This is a genomic window from Glutamicibacter sp. NPDC087344 (assembly GCF_044744225.1).
Lineage (GTDB): Bacteria > Actinomycetota > Actinomycetes > Actinomycetales > Micrococcaceae > Glutamicibacter.
Map to the genome: position 1 here is coordinate 317,930 of NZ_JBIUXY010000002.1, position 13,914 is coordinate 331,843.

Below are 13,914 nucleotides of genomic sequence, written 5' to 3' on the forward strand. Positions count from 1 at the left end.
TTCGGGGCTCCTGTGAAACGAGAACGGCTGGAAGGCGCAATCCGAGGGCTGCGCCTTTAAAGCTTTTCACGGAAGCCGTGGCACCACGGCATCAAACGGTGTCGTAAAACCGACACGTCGTTAATCTGCCGTCGATGCCTTGCCACCGCGTTCAACCATCAGGTGCTGTGCACTGATGGCTCCCAGCTGGAATCTGCTGGCGGCCCCAAAACTCCGCTGCAGACTTTGGACTTTGCGCTGCACGGTACGGACGCTGACACCGAGGGCTCGGGCCACCGCCTCATCCTTTTGCCCGGCCGCCAATAAGCGCAGGATCTGGATTTCGTCGTCTTCCAGCAGCTTGCCTGATTCAAATTTTCGATTGCTCACGCGGACGGCCGTGTCCCAGATCTTGGAGAAAAGATCGTTGATGAAATCGGCCAGTGCCCCAGAGGTGAGCTGGATGGCAAGGTGCGAAGCGGTTGAGTTCTCGGAGGAATGGATGATGAATTCTTCCCGGTCACGGATCAGCAACCGGGTTGAAACGTTGGTGGAGACCCTTGCTTCTTCGCCTTGGCGCACCGAGTCCAACATCGCGCGGGTGAGATCTCCGCGCGCAAAAACCAACGGATCATAAACAACCCTGAAACGCACCCCGCGCGCGAGCGCGGCAGGCTGGGATTTGGACTGCGGGTCCGAGTGCGCTGGCCGGCCACCACGGTCAAGCGCATCAATCGAATGAACCGCTCGGTCCTGGAAATCGTTGAAGGTGTCGAGCAGATCCTGACGCGAATAGATCATCCGCATCGAGAACCCATCGTGGGTGAACTGCGCTCCATTCACCGGGTCCGTGTGCCGTCGCATCTGTTCTGCCAGCGCGGCCAACTGCTCAGAAATTGACGTGAGTGCGTCGGCATCCATGGGGTGAACAACCTCTAAATATGTGAAATGGCAGGAAAACAGGCGCCAGTATTCCCGACGCAGGGACAGTTGAATCATTGCACATTATCACTGAACCGGATCTGGAACTCGTTGTACCCAAGCCTGGTTGTCCACAGTTCGTGGCAAACTCCTGCTGCACGCCGGCGGGTGGATGACAGTGGGTCTAGCTGGTCGTTGTGGATGGCCAGAGACGCAACGCTGAATCGAGGAAAATCAATGTCATCACTGCCGAACCCCGTCGACCACGAATGCCTGGCCTGTTATCTCTACCGCATGGGCAACACCCTGGGCTGCTCACGCAGCACCGAGGCGCTCACCCACTATCGTGATTATTCAGCCCCGAGAGCTACTGCGCTTGAACGCAAGGCCAGATTGTTGGGAGGCAACTGCGACTGCGAAGTCTTGATGAATGCCTTTCGCCCGCACACCGAGGAAGTCGAAGCCGCCATGGAGGAAGGGCTGGATATCATCTGTAAAGGAACACGCCGCGGCAGCATTCAACCCTGCGAACAGTGGTTGATGCGCCGCGGCGTGCAATGGGGCGGAGGTCAGTTCCGCACCCGAAGTGCTTAGATAGCCTAGTCTTCCAGGGTCGTGGTGGAGCTAGATTTGTTTTTCTTGCCAGACATAAAAGCCTTGAGCAGTTCAACACCGATGGGGATCACGGAGATCAGCACGATCAGGATGAAGATCAGGTCGATGTTCTTCTCGATCCAGCTGAACTGTCCAAGCCAGAATCCCAGCAAGGTCACACCCACACCCCACAGCAGGGCGCCGATGAGGTTGAACATGATAAATGTTTTGTGGTTCATCTTGGCCACGCCGGCGATGACCGGAACAAAGGTGCGAACCACCGGGACAAAGCGAGCCAGGATCACCGCGCGGCCGCCGAAACGTTCGAAGAAGCTGTGAGCGTGCTCGACATTCTTCTGCGAGAAGAACCGGGAGTCGGGTTTCTTGAAGATCGCTGGACCGGACTTTCGTCCGATGATGTATCCGGTTTGGTCGCCGGCGAATGCGCAGATAAAAATGCACAGCGCAAACAGCCACAGCGGGATGTGGATGGTGCCCGTGGCAATAAGCATGCCGACGGTAAACAGCATCGAATCCCCGGGAAGGAAAAACCCGACCAGCAGGCCGGTTTCCGCGAAGACGATACCGCACACCAGAAGCAGGACCCAAGGACCCAGTGCCGGATCGTTGAGGAACACTGCCGGGTTCAGCCAGTCAGGCAGGAACGCGGCACCCACGGTGGGCGTCCCTAAATCGGTCACAATCGAAAGAAATGAAGAATGATCTAGCACGGTAGAAGCCTACGGGATTTCGCTGTGAGTTTGCCCGTGCATAGTTGCAGATCACGGCGGAAAATTGAAGATTTTAGGCGGTGATGGCCGGGCTGACCGGTAAAGACTGTGGAACTGGGAACTGTGTGAACTTTGTTGTGACGCTGAGAAGTCATGCATCGACAGTAGCCAAGCTCACATCTGATGGAGCGCTTCAATCCAGACGGTTGAAAATAGCCAACTACTTTAGCTGGTGTGAACCATGACAACGGTCATGTCCAAGTCATGACATTCCGCTCTTCGCGACAGGCAGTTTTTCGCGAAGACTTGGAGCATGGAAACGTTGAACCGAACCGATGCTGTATCGCTGACGGGTCTGCACAAGACATTTACAACACCGCGGACCAAGGTCGAAGCCGTGCGCGGAATCGACCTCAAGATTGGTACCGGGCAAATTGTCGCCTTGCTCGGCCCCAACGGTGCAGGAAAAACAACCACCGTGGACATGATCCTGGGATTAACCCAACCCAGCAGCGGCACGGTTGAGATTCTGGGCCTCAGCCCGCACCGTGCGGTGGCTTCCGGACGAGTCTCCGCGGTCCTCCAGACCGGCGGCTTGCTGCGGGATATGACCGTTCGCGAAACCGTCACCGTCATTGCCACCATGCACGGGAGGGCCGAACGAGTTGAGCAGGTGATGCAACGTACCGGGCTGATGGGCATTGCCAAACGCCGGGTCGGGAAGTGCTCGGGCGGTGAACAGCAACGGATCAAGTTCGCATTGGCGTTGCTCCCGAACCCAGATGTGCTCATTCTTGACGAGCCCACCGCCGGAATGGACGTCATGGCCCGCCGTGACTTCTGGGAGAACATGCGCACCGAAGCTTCCGGCGGCCGCACGATCATTTTCGCAACCCACTACCTGGAAGAAGCGCAAAACTTCGCCGAACGCACCGTATTGATGAGCCACGGGCAAATCGTGGCAGACGGGGCAACAGCGGAACTTCGCAAGCTGATCTCCGGGCGCACCGTCAGCGCCACCTTCCCCACCGAACAGGCGATCGTGCAGGCCGCTGACTTCGACACCTCGGTGAACATCACCGAACGCAACGGCCAACGAATTTCCTTCACCTGTTCGGATTCGGACCGTTTCGCCCAAAACCTGCTCACCGAGCTGGGGGCCTGGGACCTTGAAATCTCCGCCCCGAGCCTGGAAGACGCATTCATCCAACTGACCGAGGACGCATCATGATCGCCACCTATATTCGTGTGGAATTCGCCCGGCACTTCCGCGACGGCTACAACCTGATCTTCGCCCTGCTGCTCCCGGCGGCCATGTACTTCCTCTTCGGCAACATTCCCAGTTACACCGACGCCGAAGTCGGCGGCGGCAACGTCAAGTTCTACCTGATGGTCTCGATGGCCGCCTACGGAGCTGCGGTGAGCACCGTGGCCATCGCCGGAACGGTCGCAACCGAAACCATGCAGGGCTGGGGCCGACAGATTGCCCTGACCAAAATGTCTTCCGCATCCTTTGTCACCAGCAAGATGATTGTCGCGGCCACCGTGGCCGCCGCCTCTGCCGCACTGGTTTTCGCCTTGGGCGCGGCCACCGGAGCACAGGTCACCGAGGGATGGATTTGGGTTGTCAGCTATCTGATCATCTTGATTGGCGCCATGATTTTCGCCTGTTACGGCATTGGTGTGGGTATGGTTTTCAAATCTGAATCCGCGCTGGGCTTGGCCTCGGGCCTGATGGTGTTTTTCGCCTTCTTCGGCAACGTATTCATGCCGCTGGAAGGCGGTATGTTGGATGCTGCGCGGTTCACCCCGATGTACGGTTATGTCGCGTTGGCTCGCTACCCGCTATTGCACAATATTCCTGCTGGAGCCGAGATGGCACCGGATCCTTTATGGATGCCAGTGACTAGTGTGGTGGCATGGGCATTGATCTTCGCGGTCTTCGCCGTCATCGCAACCCGAAAGGCCAAGGCACGTCAGTGAATACGGCAGAAACCGGACAGAGCGCCATGAACCAGGCCCGATGCGAGGTTGATGACGGCACCGCGTTTTGGGATAAATGGGGCTGGCTGGTTGCCGGGGTGTGGATCATTTTCCTGATCTTCCCCGTGCTGGATCTGCTGTTGGAGGATTATTCGCTGCCCACCAGGATCATTGGGTTGATCCTGGTGGCGGTGTTTGCCGGGGTGTATCTGCGGGCCTACTCCGTGTACAGCCGAGTGGTGGGTGAAGGCGGCACCACGGACGTGCGGGCCCATGTGTACTTCCTGATTCTATGGGCCATCGTGTTGGCCGGTCTGCCGGTGATCGGGTTAACCGTCATTGGGATGTTTCCCTTTTTGACCTCCTACTCCGCCTTCCTGCTGACCAAGCGCTACACCATCGCCACCTACAGCGTCGTTGCGGTGCTGAGTTTCCTGTTGCCGATCATCTACGGCGAGTTTGTTGATCTGCTCTTCCTGATCGGCCTGAACCTGGTGCTGATGGTGGTGTACGCCATCACGGTGGCGGCGATTACCCGGTCGGTGACCTCTGAAAAGATCCGGGCGGACTACCTGGTGGTGGCTGAACAGGAGCGGATGGCCCGCGATGTCCACGACGGAATCGGCCATTCGTTGACCGCGCTGAATCTCAAGGCGCAGCTTGCCTTGCGGCTCATGGACGCCGGCAAATACACCCAGGCCCGCAGCGAACTGGAACAGCTCAGCGAACTGGCGGTCACCGCACTGGACTCGGTGCGAACCACGGTGCACGGGTTAAGCAGGCAGGACCTCACCGCGGAGCTAGCCGAACTGCACCAGGCCTGCACGGATAACACGTTGGACTTCACGGTGCTGGGTTTGGTGGACGAGATCCCCGTCGCCTGGCGGTCGCACGTCGCGTGGATCCTGCGCGAAGCGGTAACCAACGTGTTGCGTCATGCGCACGCTGGCTCGGTGGTCATCCGTCTGGGTGCCCACGGGGTGAGCATTGATGATGACGGGGATGGGATTCAAGGCGGGGAGAGCGGGCACGGAATCCGCGGCATGCAAGAACGCGCCAGATTGTTCGGCGCCAACTGTACAGTGGGAGCATCCAAACTGGGCGGAACCACGGTGCAGGTCACTTTCACAGCAGGAAACGGGGATTCATGATCAAGGTGCTGATCGCAGATGACCAGCATCTGGTGCGCGGCGCCTTGGCGGCACTGTTGAACCTGGAAGACGATATCCAGGTGGTCGCCGAATGCGCCGACGGCGACGAGGTGGCCGGAGCGTTGGACAGCAGCGGGGCCGAGGTGGCGCTGCTCGATGTCCAGATGCCGCGCATGGACGGTTTGCGAACCGCAGAACTTCTACGACGTAGCCACCCGGAGGTGAAGGTGCTGATTGTGACCACCTTTGACCGTCCCGGGTATTTCCGCCAGGCGTTCGAGGCCGGGGCCAGCGGGTTTTTGGTGAAGGATTCGCCGCCCGCTGAGTTGGTGTCGGCTATTCGCCGGGTGTTTTCAGGGGGCAAGGTGGTGGACCCGGAGCGGGCCATGCTCAGCGTGGAAACCCAGGCCAACCCGTTGACCGACCGCGAACGCGAAATCTTGGCGCTCGCCGCCGGCGGGGGACCGGTGTCGCAGATCGCGGCAACCTTGCATCTTTCCGCTGGTACGGTGCGCAATCACCTGTCCAATGCCATTGGCAAAACCAACACCTCAAACCGGATTGAGGCGGCCCGCCTGGCACGGGAAATGGGCTGGATCTAGCGGGTCGAAAAGTGCACCACCACACCCACCACCCACACCGAGGCCGCAAGCAGGACACAACCCAGCTCGATCACGATACCCAGCCCCATCGCCTTTAATGCTGCCCAGGAGGACTCCAAAGCCCCGGAGGTTTCGCGTCGCCGCACCGCCTCGCCGAGGAACAATCCCACGGCGAATCCCAGGAACAAGCCAACCACCGGGATCAGGAACGCCCCGGCGATGGCACCGATCAGGGCAATGAGCACGGAGCCGGTGGGAATTGAGTGTTCCTTGAGTTTGCGCCCGGTGAGCACCGCGGAGGCGGAGAAACCCAGCAACGCCAACATCATGCCCAGGGCGGCGGCCCACCACGAGGCGGCGCTTCCCAACAGCCAACCCCACGCGAGCAGGGTTCCGATGGCCAGAAGCGAGCCTGGAAGCACCGGAAAGATGGTGCCGAGAGCCGCGACCACCAGCAGCAGGCCGGCAATTATTGTGTACACAATCTGAAGATCCACCTGCCCAGTCTCGCACGGAGCCACGCCTTCGAGGTGTCATCCGGAGAATCTGATAGGAGCCAGGTGGCGGGTGTTAACTCTCCGGGGTGTTTTCAGCGGTGATTCGGTGCTCTTGGAAACGGCATGCCGAACACAGCGCATAACCCGCAGGCCCAAACCATGCACCGTCCTCTGAACGGCGCAGGGCCGTGCGGCAGGAAGCGCAGCGGGCGCGAATCTTAGAATCCATCGGCTTTTCCCCTTGCAGCATGGTGTTTTATCCAGTCTAACAAGGTGCAACGTGCCGGTGGGGCCATTGGTGTGTTCTGGTTCGTGGGGTAGCGATTTCTGCTCCGAGAGGTTGCCGGCTGATTCCTCTGTGATAATGGTCGAATGACCTCCGCCCTTGACTCTGTCGAAAACCATGGCCGGCGTCCGCCCTCCATGTCTGATGTCGCAGCCCGGGCGGGTGTGTCCCACCAGACGGTTTCCCGGGTGTTGAACACCCCGGAGCGGGTGCGCACCTCGACCCGGGAACGGGTCCAGCAGGTGATCGACGAACTGGGCTACCGGCGCAACCGCGCAGCCCATGCGCTGGCCACCGCACGGTCGAGCACCATCGGAATCTTGACCATCGGCAACGCCCACTTCGGTCCGTCAAGCACGGTCTTGGCCGTTGAAGCCGCGGCGCGTTCGCGGGGTTATTTTGTTTCCGTCAGCTCGCTGGAATCCGCCGAGTCCGGGGCGGCCCAGGCCGCCCTGGGACTTCTGGTTGACCAGGGTGTGGACGGGATTATCGTGGTTGCACCGCTGGTGGATGTCGCCGAGTTCGTCGAACGAGCGGCGCTGAACATTCCTCTGGTGATTGCCGCCGCCAACCCGCAGGCCACCCCTACCGGGAAGCTGCGCTATGTCTGCGTGGATCAGTGCGCCGGCACACGCCTTGCGGTGGAACACCTCATTGCCTTGGGCCATCAACGCATTGCCCACGTTTCCGGTTTGAGCACGTGGATTGACGCCTCGGAGCGACTGGCCGAATTCCGCCGGTTGATGGATCGGCCGGGACTTCAAGCATTGGAGTACCGAGCCGATGGCTGGGCCGCCGCCCACGGCTACGCGGTGGGTCTGGAGCATGCGGATGAAATCCTCTCCGGGCAGGGGCCGACGGCTATCTTCGCGGCCAATGACTACATTGCCCAAGGACTGCTGCGGGCCTTCTGGGAACGCGGCCTGCGGGTGCCGGAAGATGTATCGGTCATCGGTTTTGACGACGTGGAAAGCTCGGCGTTTTTTGTTCCGTCAATCAGCACCGTGCGTCAGCCATTTGAACTCTTAGGGCAGGCGGCCATGGAAGCTCTGGCGGAGGTCCAGGCAGGGGCAGCGCCTAAGCCAGGCAGGTTTGAAGCCGTCCTGGCGCCCGAACTGGTGGTGCGCGGAAGCTGCGCCGCGCCGCGCCGCCGCTAGGATCCACGCTTGGCTCCTAGGCCGAATTCACCGGTGTTCCGCTGGCCGCGATCCCGGCCGATTTTTTGTTGAAGCACGTAAAACGGCAATTTGAGAATCCAGTTCACAAACGGCTGGCCCCGAAGAAATAAAAAAGAAAATTCTCGTACCCTCTTCACACCCCAAAATGTTAGCGCTAACATTGTGAGCACTGACACAGTATCCCAGCACCGGGCAACATTCACTCGACAGCCGGTGGGGACCTATGAGGAGGACATCTCAATGAAGCGAAATACCTTTCTGCGCGCAGGCCTTGCCACTCTCTCCGTTGCGGCGATGGCAGCCCTCAGCGCCTGCTCGGGCGGCGACGCCAACGAACCCGCGGCCGAAGGTTCCGGCTCGGAGACCATCACCATTGGCTTCTCCCAGGTAGGCGCCGAGTCCGGCTGGCGCGCAGCCAACACCAAGGACATCCAGGACACCCTGACCGAAGCCAACGGCTTCAAGCTCAGCTTCTCCGACGCCCAGCAGAAGCAGGAAAACCAGATCCAGGCACTGCGCTCCTACATCGCCCAGGGCGTTGACGTGCTGGCCTTCTCCCCGGTGGTTGAAACCGGCTGGGATGCGGTGCTGCAGGAAGCCAAATCCGCCAACATCCCGGTGGTGCTCACCGACCGTGCGGTAGACACCACGGATGACTCGCTCTACGCCTCGTTCATCGGCTCGGACTTCGTTGAAGAGGGCGAGCGCGCCGGTGCCTGGGTGGCGGAGAACTTCAAGGACGAGGGCCTGAAGGTCGTGGAGCTGCAGGGAACCACCGGCTCCGCCCCGGCGATCGACCGCAAGGAAGGTTTCGCCACCGCGATCGCCGGAAGCGACATCGAGATCATCGATTCGCAGACCGGTGACTTCACCCGTGCCGGCGGCAAGCAGGTCATGGAAGGTTTCCTGAACTCGCATGACGACATCGACCTGGTCTTCGCTCACAACGACGACATGGGCCTGGGTGCCATCGAAGCCATCGAGGCCGCTGGCAAGAAGCCGGGCGAGGACATCAAGATCGTCACCATCGACGCGGTGAAGGACGGCATGCAGGCCCTGGCCGACGGCAAGATCAACTACATCGTCGAGTGCAACCCGCTGCTGGGCGAGGACCTGGCAGAGATCGCCAAGAAGGTTGTCGCCGGTGAATCCGTGGAGAAGCGCATCGTTGTCGAAGACGCCGCCTTCACCCAGGAAGAAGCCGTAGCGGCCCTGCCGGATCGCAAGTACTAAACGTATCCGGAACCTCGGGTCGGCGGGCGGATTTCCCGCCCGCCGACCCATCATCCCGTGGCACATCACGCATCACCCAGAGGCAAGCCAATGATTGCATCAACACCTGCGCAGCAGCCCACCCAGTCGGGCCCGGCTGAACCCCACCCGCAACCGCCCGTCCTGCAGATGACCGGCATCACCGTGGAATTTCCCGGCGTCAAGGCGCTGGACTCGGTCGACTTCCGGCTGTTCCCCGGCGAGGTCCACGCCCTGATGGGCGAGAACGGCGCCGGCAAATCCACCCTGATCAAGGCGCTGACCGGGGTGAACCCCATTGCCGCCGGCAACATCACGGTCAACGGGAACTCCATCCGGTTCAGCGGCCCGGCCAACGCCCGCGAACACGGGATTTCCACGGTGTATCAGGAAGTCAACCTGTGCACCAATCTGACCGTCGCGGAAAACATCATGCTCGGCAACGAACCGCGGCGATTCGGCGGTCTGGACTGGCGCACCATGCGCCGCCAGGCAACGGTGTTCCTCAAGCGCATGGGCCTGGACATCGACCCGGGAAGCTCGCTGGGTTCGCACTCGCTGGCGGTCCAGCAGCTGGTGGCCATCAGCCGCGCCATGGTGGTTGATGCCAAGGTGCTGATCCTGGATGAGCCGACCTCGTCCCTGGATACCGATGAGGTGGAGCAGCTCTTCCGGGTGATGCGCCAACTGCGCGAGGACGGTGTGGCGATTCTGTTTGTCTCCCACTTCCTCGACCAGATCTACGCCATTTCGGATCGCATCACGGTGCTGCGCAACGGCGAACTGGTCCAGGAGAGGCTCAAGGACGATCTGCCGCAGCGCGAACTGGTCTCGCTGATGATCGCCGGAACTTCCGACGCCCAGGTGGGCCAGGCCCATGAACGTCCCGCCGCCACCGAGCGCCCTGCCGATGCCAAGCCGTTGCTGCAGGCGGTGGGCCTGGGGCGCAAGGGCGCGGTGCAACCGTTCAACCTGGACCTGTATCCCGGGGAAGTCATCGGGATGGCGGGCCTGCTGGGCTCCGGGCGTACCGAACTGGCACGCCTGCTCTACGGGGCGGACAAGGCCGACGCGGGAAGCACCACGCTGAACGGCAAACCGGTGAAGCTGCGCACCCCGCGCCAGGCGCTGGGCCAGAAAATTGCTTATACCTCCGAAGACCGCAAGGGCGAAGGGGTGGTGGGCGACCTGACGGTCGCGGAGAACATCATCCTGGGCCTGCAGGCGGCCCGCGGGTGGACCCGTCCGCTGCCCGAGGCCAAGGCCACGCAGATTGTCGACGCCTACATCAAGGCCTTGGGGGTGCGCCCGGCCAACCCCCAGGCGCTGCTGAAGAACCTCTCCGGAGGCAACCAGCAAAAGGTGCTGCTGGCCCGCTGGCTGGCCACCGCACCGAAGCTGCTGCTGCTGGATGAGCCGACCCGCGGCATCGACATCGGCGCGAAAACCGAAATCATGAACCTGGTCTCCGAATTGGCCGAGCAGGGAATGTCCGTGGTTTTCATCTCCGCCGAGTTGGAGGAGGTGCTTCGCCTCTCTGACCGCATCGTTGTGATGCGCGATCACAGCAAGGTCGCTGAAATTCCAAGTACCCCAGACGTGGACGTGCCACGCCTGATCGAAATCATCGCCACCGGGGAAGAAAACAAATGACCCGCATCTACAAACACCGACTGTTCTGGCCGTTGGTCGCCTTGGCCGCCTTGCTGCTGGGCTGCACCATCAAGCGCCCGGACATCTTGGGGATCACCGTGCTGGACGGCCACCTGTTCGGCGCCCCGATCGACATCCTGCGCAACAGCTCCCCGCTGCTGCTGGTCTCCCTGGGCATGACCCTGGTGATCGCAACCCGCGGCATCGACCTGTCCGTGGGTGCCATCGTGGCCATCTCCGGGGCGGTCGCGCTGACCTTCATTGCCAGTTCCGATAACCCCGGATCGGTGGGCACCGCGTTGGGTGCCATTGTGGTGGCCTTGGGACTGTGCCTGGTGCTGGGAAGCTTCAACGGCATGCTGGTGGCGAATTTCGGGATCCAGCCGATCATCGCCACGCTGATCCTGATGACCGCCGGGCGCGGGGTGGCCATGCTGATCACCAACGGCCAGATCACCACCGTCACCAGTGCACCCTTTGCCACCCTGGCCTCCGGATTCCTGCTGGGGCTGCCGGTGGCGGCGATCATCGCCTACGGTGTGTACCTGGTGGTGGCGGTGCTGGTGCGCCGCACCGCGTTGGGAATGCTGCTTGAGGCCGTGGGCATCAACCCGGAAGCCAGCCGGCTGGCCGGGGTGAAATCCAAGACCCTGATCTTCACCGTGTACGCGCTGTGCGGGGTGCTCTCCGGGTTGGCCGGCCTGATTTTCGCGGCCAACACCATGGCCGCCGACGCGAACAACGCCGGCCTGTTTATCGAGCTGGATGCCATCCTGGCGGTGGTGATCGGCGGAACCTCGCTGGCCGGCGGCAAGTTCAACCTCTCGGGCACCCTGGTCGGTGTGCTGATCATTACCACCCTGAGCCTGACAGTGACTGTATTGGGTGTTTCCCCGCTGGTCACCTCGCTTTTCAAGGCCATCGTCGTGATTGCTGTGACGCTGATGATGTCCACACGCCTGCGCGCAATGCTGGCGGGGCTGCGTGAGCGCCGCCGTTACCAGGAGGTCAACGCATGAGCACCGCAATAACTACCGTGGCGAGTAGCGCGAAGCGACGTTTCTCCATAGATCGGCGCTACCTGCCGGTGCTGGGCACCGTGATTGTTTTCCTGCTGATGCTGGTCATTGGCGGTGTGCGGTATGACAACTTCTTGTCTCCCGCCGTGATCTCCAACCTCTTCATCAACAACGCGCACCTGATTGTGCTGGCCACCGGGATGACCTTTGTGATCCTCACCGGCGGCATCGACCTGTCGGTCGGCGCGGTGCTGGCGCTGTCCTCGGTCATTACCGCGACCCTCTTGGAGGCGGGGATCTCGCTGGCTATTGTGTTGCCGGTGGCGTTGCTGGCCGGCTCGGTGATCGGCCTGGGGATGGGGGTGATGATCCAGTACTTCGAGGTGCAGCCGTTTGTGGCGACCCTGGCGGGCATGTTCTTGGCTCGCGGCCTGTGTTTCATCTTCGCTCCGGAATCCGTGCCAATCCGCAACGAGGCGTTTATTTCCCTGACGAACTGGAGCCTGTCGCTGGGACGGTGGCGGATCACCGCCGCGGTGGTGATCGCGCTGCTGGTGGTGGCCGGTGCGTGGTGGGTGCTGCACCGCACCCGTTTTGGCCGCACCGTGTATGCGGTAGGCGGCGGTGAACAGTCCGCCACCCTGATGGGTTTGCGGGTGCCGCGCACCAAGGTGCTCGTGTACGTTATTTCCGGAACCTGCGCCTCGTTGGCCGGCATCCTCTTCGCCATGTTCTCCCGCTCCGGTTACGCGCTGACCGGTGTGGGCATGGAATTGGATGCAATCGCCGCGGTGGTCATTGGCGGGACGCTGCTGGTTGGCGGCACCGGTTTTGTGCTGGGCTCCGTGGTGGGTGTGATGGTTCTTGGACTGATCCAAACGATTATCACCTTCGAGGGGACGCTGAGTTCCTGGTGGACCAAGATCGTGATCGGTGTGCTGCTTTTGATTTTTGTCATTCTGCAGCGGGTGCTGTCCCTGCGAAGAACCTAGCGGCAACAGTGTTGGAGGGCAAGGGGCCTCCGGCATCAGGACCAAACCTGGTGCCGGGGGCCTTTTGTATGGCCACCAAGCTTGGCGGGAAGAACCCGGGAGTCCAAGCGGGCAGGGTGGGGACCGGCTGAATCTGCGTCCTGCGCTCTCACCGGCGGGAAAACTGCCTCTGGTGCCTGGAACCTGCCACGCGATAGATTGCAAGGTGGAGCAGGGAAGATCGCGCAGCGGTCCAGCTCCCACAGGGCGGCCTGGTCGCTGGCGAGCACGAAGGGAAATGATGGACTCGGATGACAAGGGGCGGGTGAGCGTCCAGATCCAGGATGGCACCGCAACACTGGTGCTGGAGAATCAGCGCCAGTTCAACGCGCTGACCAGAAACATGTGTCTGCAACTGGTCGAGATCCTGACGGATTTGTCGACGCAGAGCGAGGTGAAGGTGATCGTTCTTCGTGGTGCCGGCGGAAATTTCTGTGCCGGGATTGCGATTGATCAAATGGACCGGGTGCTCTTTGACAGGGATGCCGACGGGGCCTTGATGAACCATTTCGACCTCGTGGACCGTGCGCTGACCGGATGCCCGCAAACCACCATTGCCGTGGTGGAAGGCAACTGTTTTGGCGGTGCCTGGCAGCTGGCCTCGGCCTGCGAGATCCAATTTGCCAGCGACGAGGTGAAGTTGGCAATCACCCCGGCCAAAATCGGTTTGGTTTTCCCTCGCCCGGGCATTGAGCGCCTGGTGCGCACGGTCGGTGAGAGCCGCGCCAAGTACCTGCTGTATTCGGGCGCGCGCATCCCCGCCTCCGAGGCGTTGAGTTGGGGAATGTTCACCAGAATGTTCCCCTCCGCGAGCTTGGATGAGGAACTGGCGGCGCTGCTTGGCGCCCTGAAGGGCAACTCGCCCTACTCCATTACCCGTACCCGGGAGGCAATCGGCAGGTTCGGGCGAGCACAAACCGACGTGGAGCATGAGTTATGGTGGGCAAATCTCTGGGACGAGAATGGCGAAAACCCGCAGCTTGCCGAAGGGCGCCAAGCGTTCCTTGAACGCCGGGTGCCTCGGTACCAATGACCCAA

The 13,914-nt window shown here is 61.3% G+C and carries 15 protein-coding genes; 11 read left to right on the forward strand and 4 right to left on the reverse strand.

Going from position 1 to position 13,914, the window contains the following annotated elements:
* Positions 1-120: 120 nt before the first annotated feature.
* On the reverse strand, positions 121-900 hold the full coding sequence (locus ACIOWL_RS04440; protein ID WP_400382083.1) for a LuxR C-terminal-related transcriptional regulator: 780 nt from the start codon (positions 898-900) through the stop codon (positions 121-123).
* 237 nt (positions 901-1,137) lie between these two features.
* Here ACIOWL_RS04440 and ACIOWL_RS04445 point away from each other — a divergent pair, with 237 nt between their 5' ends.
* Positions 1,138-1,494 carry a DUF2695 domain-containing protein gene (locus ACIOWL_RS04445; RefSeq protein ID WP_400382085.1) on the forward strand — a complete coding sequence of 119 codons (357 nt, stop codon included), beginning with the start codon at positions 1,138-1,140 and terminating at the stop codon, positions 1,492-1,494.
* 5 nt (positions 1,495-1,499) lie between these two features.
* On the opposite strand, the gene ACIOWL_RS04450 is transcribed toward ACIOWL_RS04445, so the two are convergent.
* Positions 1,500-2,225 carry a DedA family protein gene (locus ACIOWL_RS04450; RefSeq protein WP_400382087.1) on the reverse strand — a complete coding sequence of 242 codons (726 nt, stop codon included), beginning with the start codon at positions 2,223-2,225 and terminating at the stop codon, positions 1,500-1,502.
* 313 nt (positions 2,226-2,538) lie between these two features.
* Here ACIOWL_RS04450 and ACIOWL_RS04455 point away from each other — a divergent pair, with 313 nt between their 5' ends.
* Genes ACIOWL_RS04455 through ACIOWL_RS04470 form a run of 4 tightly spaced genes read left to right on the forward strand, consistent with a single transcriptional unit; the run spans position 2,539 to position 5,961 of the window.
* Positions 2,539-3,456 carry an ABC transporter ATP-binding protein gene (locus tag ACIOWL_RS04455; RefSeq protein ID WP_400382089.1) on the forward strand — a complete coding sequence of 306 codons (918 nt, stop codon included), beginning with the start codon at positions 2,539-2,541 and terminating at the stop codon, positions 3,454-3,456.
* Positions 3,453-4,208: an ABC transporter permease gene (locus tag ACIOWL_RS04460; protein WP_400382091.1), complete on the forward strand. Its 756-nt coding sequence runs from the start codon at positions 3,453-3,455 to the stop codon at positions 4,206-4,208. The genes ACIOWL_RS04455 and ACIOWL_RS04460 overlap by 4 nt, the downstream gene beginning before the upstream one ends.
* Positions 4,205-5,359, forward strand: a complete 1,155-nt coding sequence (locus ACIOWL_RS04465; protein WP_400382098.1) for a sensor histidine kinase — start codon at positions 4,205-4,207, stop codon at positions 5,357-5,359. Before ACIOWL_RS04460 ends, ACIOWL_RS04465 begins: the two co-directional genes overlap by 4 nt.
* On the forward strand, positions 5,356-5,961 hold the full coding sequence (locus ACIOWL_RS04470; RefSeq protein WP_400382103.1) for a response regulator transcription factor: 606 nt from the start codon (positions 5,356-5,358) through the stop codon (positions 5,959-5,961). Before ACIOWL_RS04465 ends, ACIOWL_RS04470 begins: the two co-directional genes overlap by 4 nt.
* Here ACIOWL_RS04470 and ACIOWL_RS04475 read toward each other — a convergent pair.
* A complete protein-coding gene (locus ACIOWL_RS04475; protein ID WP_400382105.1) occupies positions 5,958-6,458 on the reverse strand; it encodes a DUF456 domain-containing protein in 501 nt (166 codons plus the stop codon). The genes ACIOWL_RS04470 and ACIOWL_RS04475 overlap by 4 nt on opposite strands.
* Before the next feature lie 73 nt (positions 6,459-6,531).
* Positions 6,532-6,687 (reverse strand): hypothetical protein, encoded by a 156-nt coding sequence (locus ACIOWL_RS04480; protein ID WP_400382107.1) that lies wholly within the window; start codon positions 6,685-6,687, stop codon positions 6,532-6,534.
* 143 nt (positions 6,688-6,830) lie between these two features.
* Here ACIOWL_RS04480 and ACIOWL_RS04485 point away from each other — a divergent pair, with 143 nt between their 5' ends.
* The 6 genes from ACIOWL_RS04485 to ACIOWL_RS04510 all read left to right on the forward strand — a co-directional run bounded on the left by ACIOWL_RS04485 (position 6,831) and on the right by ACIOWL_RS04510 (position 13,909).
* On the forward strand, positions 6,831-7,901 hold the full coding sequence (locus tag ACIOWL_RS04485) for a LacI family DNA-binding transcriptional regulator (RefSeq protein ID WP_400382108.1): 1,071 nt from the start codon (positions 6,831-6,833) through the stop codon (positions 7,899-7,901).
* Positions 7,902-8,162: 261 nt separating this feature from the next.
* On the forward strand, positions 8,163-9,155 hold the full coding sequence (locus tag ACIOWL_RS04490; RefSeq protein WP_400382110.1) for an ABC transporter substrate-binding protein: 993 nt from the start codon (positions 8,163-8,165) through the stop codon (positions 9,153-9,155).
* Positions 9,156-9,245: 90 nt separating this feature from the next.
* Entirely contained in the window at positions 9,246-10,826 is a 1,581-nt protein-coding gene (locus tag ACIOWL_RS04495) for a sugar ABC transporter ATP-binding protein (RefSeq protein WP_400382112.1), read from the forward strand.
* Positions 10,823-11,845 (forward strand): ABC transporter permease, encoded by a 1,023-nt coding sequence (locus tag ACIOWL_RS04500; RefSeq protein ID WP_400382113.1) that lies wholly within the window; start codon positions 10,823-10,825, stop codon positions 11,843-11,845. Before ACIOWL_RS04495 ends, ACIOWL_RS04500 begins: the two co-directional genes overlap by 4 nt.
* Positions 11,842-12,837: a galactofuranose ABC transporter, permease protein YjfF gene (gene yjfF, locus ACIOWL_RS04505; protein ID WP_400382115.1), complete on the forward strand. Its 996-nt coding sequence runs from the start codon at positions 11,842-11,844 to the stop codon at positions 12,835-12,837. The genes ACIOWL_RS04500 and yjfF overlap by 4 nt, the downstream gene beginning before the upstream one ends.
* 277 nt (positions 12,838-13,114) lie before the next feature.
* Positions 13,115-13,909 carry an enoyl-CoA hydratase/isomerase family protein gene (locus ACIOWL_RS04510; protein WP_400382117.1) on the forward strand — a complete coding sequence of 265 codons (795 nt, stop codon included), beginning with the start codon at positions 13,115-13,117 and terminating at the stop codon, positions 13,907-13,909.
* The last annotated feature ends 5 nt before the right edge of the window (positions 13,910-13,914 follow it).

Excerpts from the sequence above, each read along its gene's own strand:
- ACIOWL_RS04440 (WP_400382083.1), bottom strand. The coding sequence starts at position 900 with ATGGATGCCGACGCACTCACGTCAATTTCTGAGCAGTTGGCCGCGCTG.
- ACIOWL_RS04445 (WP_400382085.1), top strand. The coding sequence starts at position 1,138 with ATGTCATCACTGCCGAACCCCGTCGACCACGAATGCCTGGCCTGTTAT.
- ACIOWL_RS04455 (WP_400382089.1), top strand. The coding sequence starts at position 2,539 with ATGGAAACGTTGAACCGAACCGATGCTGTATCGCTGACGGGTCTGCAC.
- ACIOWL_RS04460 (WP_400382091.1), top strand. The coding sequence starts at position 3,453 with ATGATCGCCACCTATATTCGTGTGGAATTCGCCCGGCACTTCCGCGAC.
- ACIOWL_RS04470 (WP_400382103.1), top strand. The coding sequence starts at position 5,356 with ATGATCAAGGTGCTGATCGCAGATGACCAGCATCTGGTGCGCGGCGCC.
- ACIOWL_RS04480 (WP_400382107.1), bottom strand. The coding sequence starts at position 6,687 with ATGGATTCTAAGATTCGCGCCCGCTGCGCTTCCTGCCGCACGGCCCTG.
- ACIOWL_RS04485 (WP_400382108.1), top strand. The coding sequence starts at position 6,831 with ATGACCTCCGCCCTTGACTCTGTCGAAAACCATGGCCGGCGTCCGCCC.
- ACIOWL_RS04490 (WP_400382110.1), top strand. The coding sequence starts at position 8,163 with ATGAAGCGAAATACCTTTCTGCGCGCAGGCCTTGCCACTCTCTCCGTT.
- ACIOWL_RS04495 (WP_400382112.1), top strand. The coding sequence starts at position 9,246 with ATGATTGCATCAACACCTGCGCAGCAGCCCACCCAGTCGGGCCCGGCT.
- ACIOWL_RS04500 (WP_400382113.1), top strand. The coding sequence starts at position 10,823 with ATGACCCGCATCTACAAACACCGACTGTTCTGGCCGTTGGTCGCCTTG.
- yjfF (WP_400382115.1), top strand. The coding sequence starts at position 11,842 with ATGAGCACCGCAATAACTACCGTGGCGAGTAGCGCGAAGCGACGTTTC.
- ACIOWL_RS04510 (WP_400382117.1), top strand. The coding sequence starts at position 13,115 with ATGATGGACTCGGATGACAAGGGGCGGGTGAGCGTCCAGATCCAGGAT.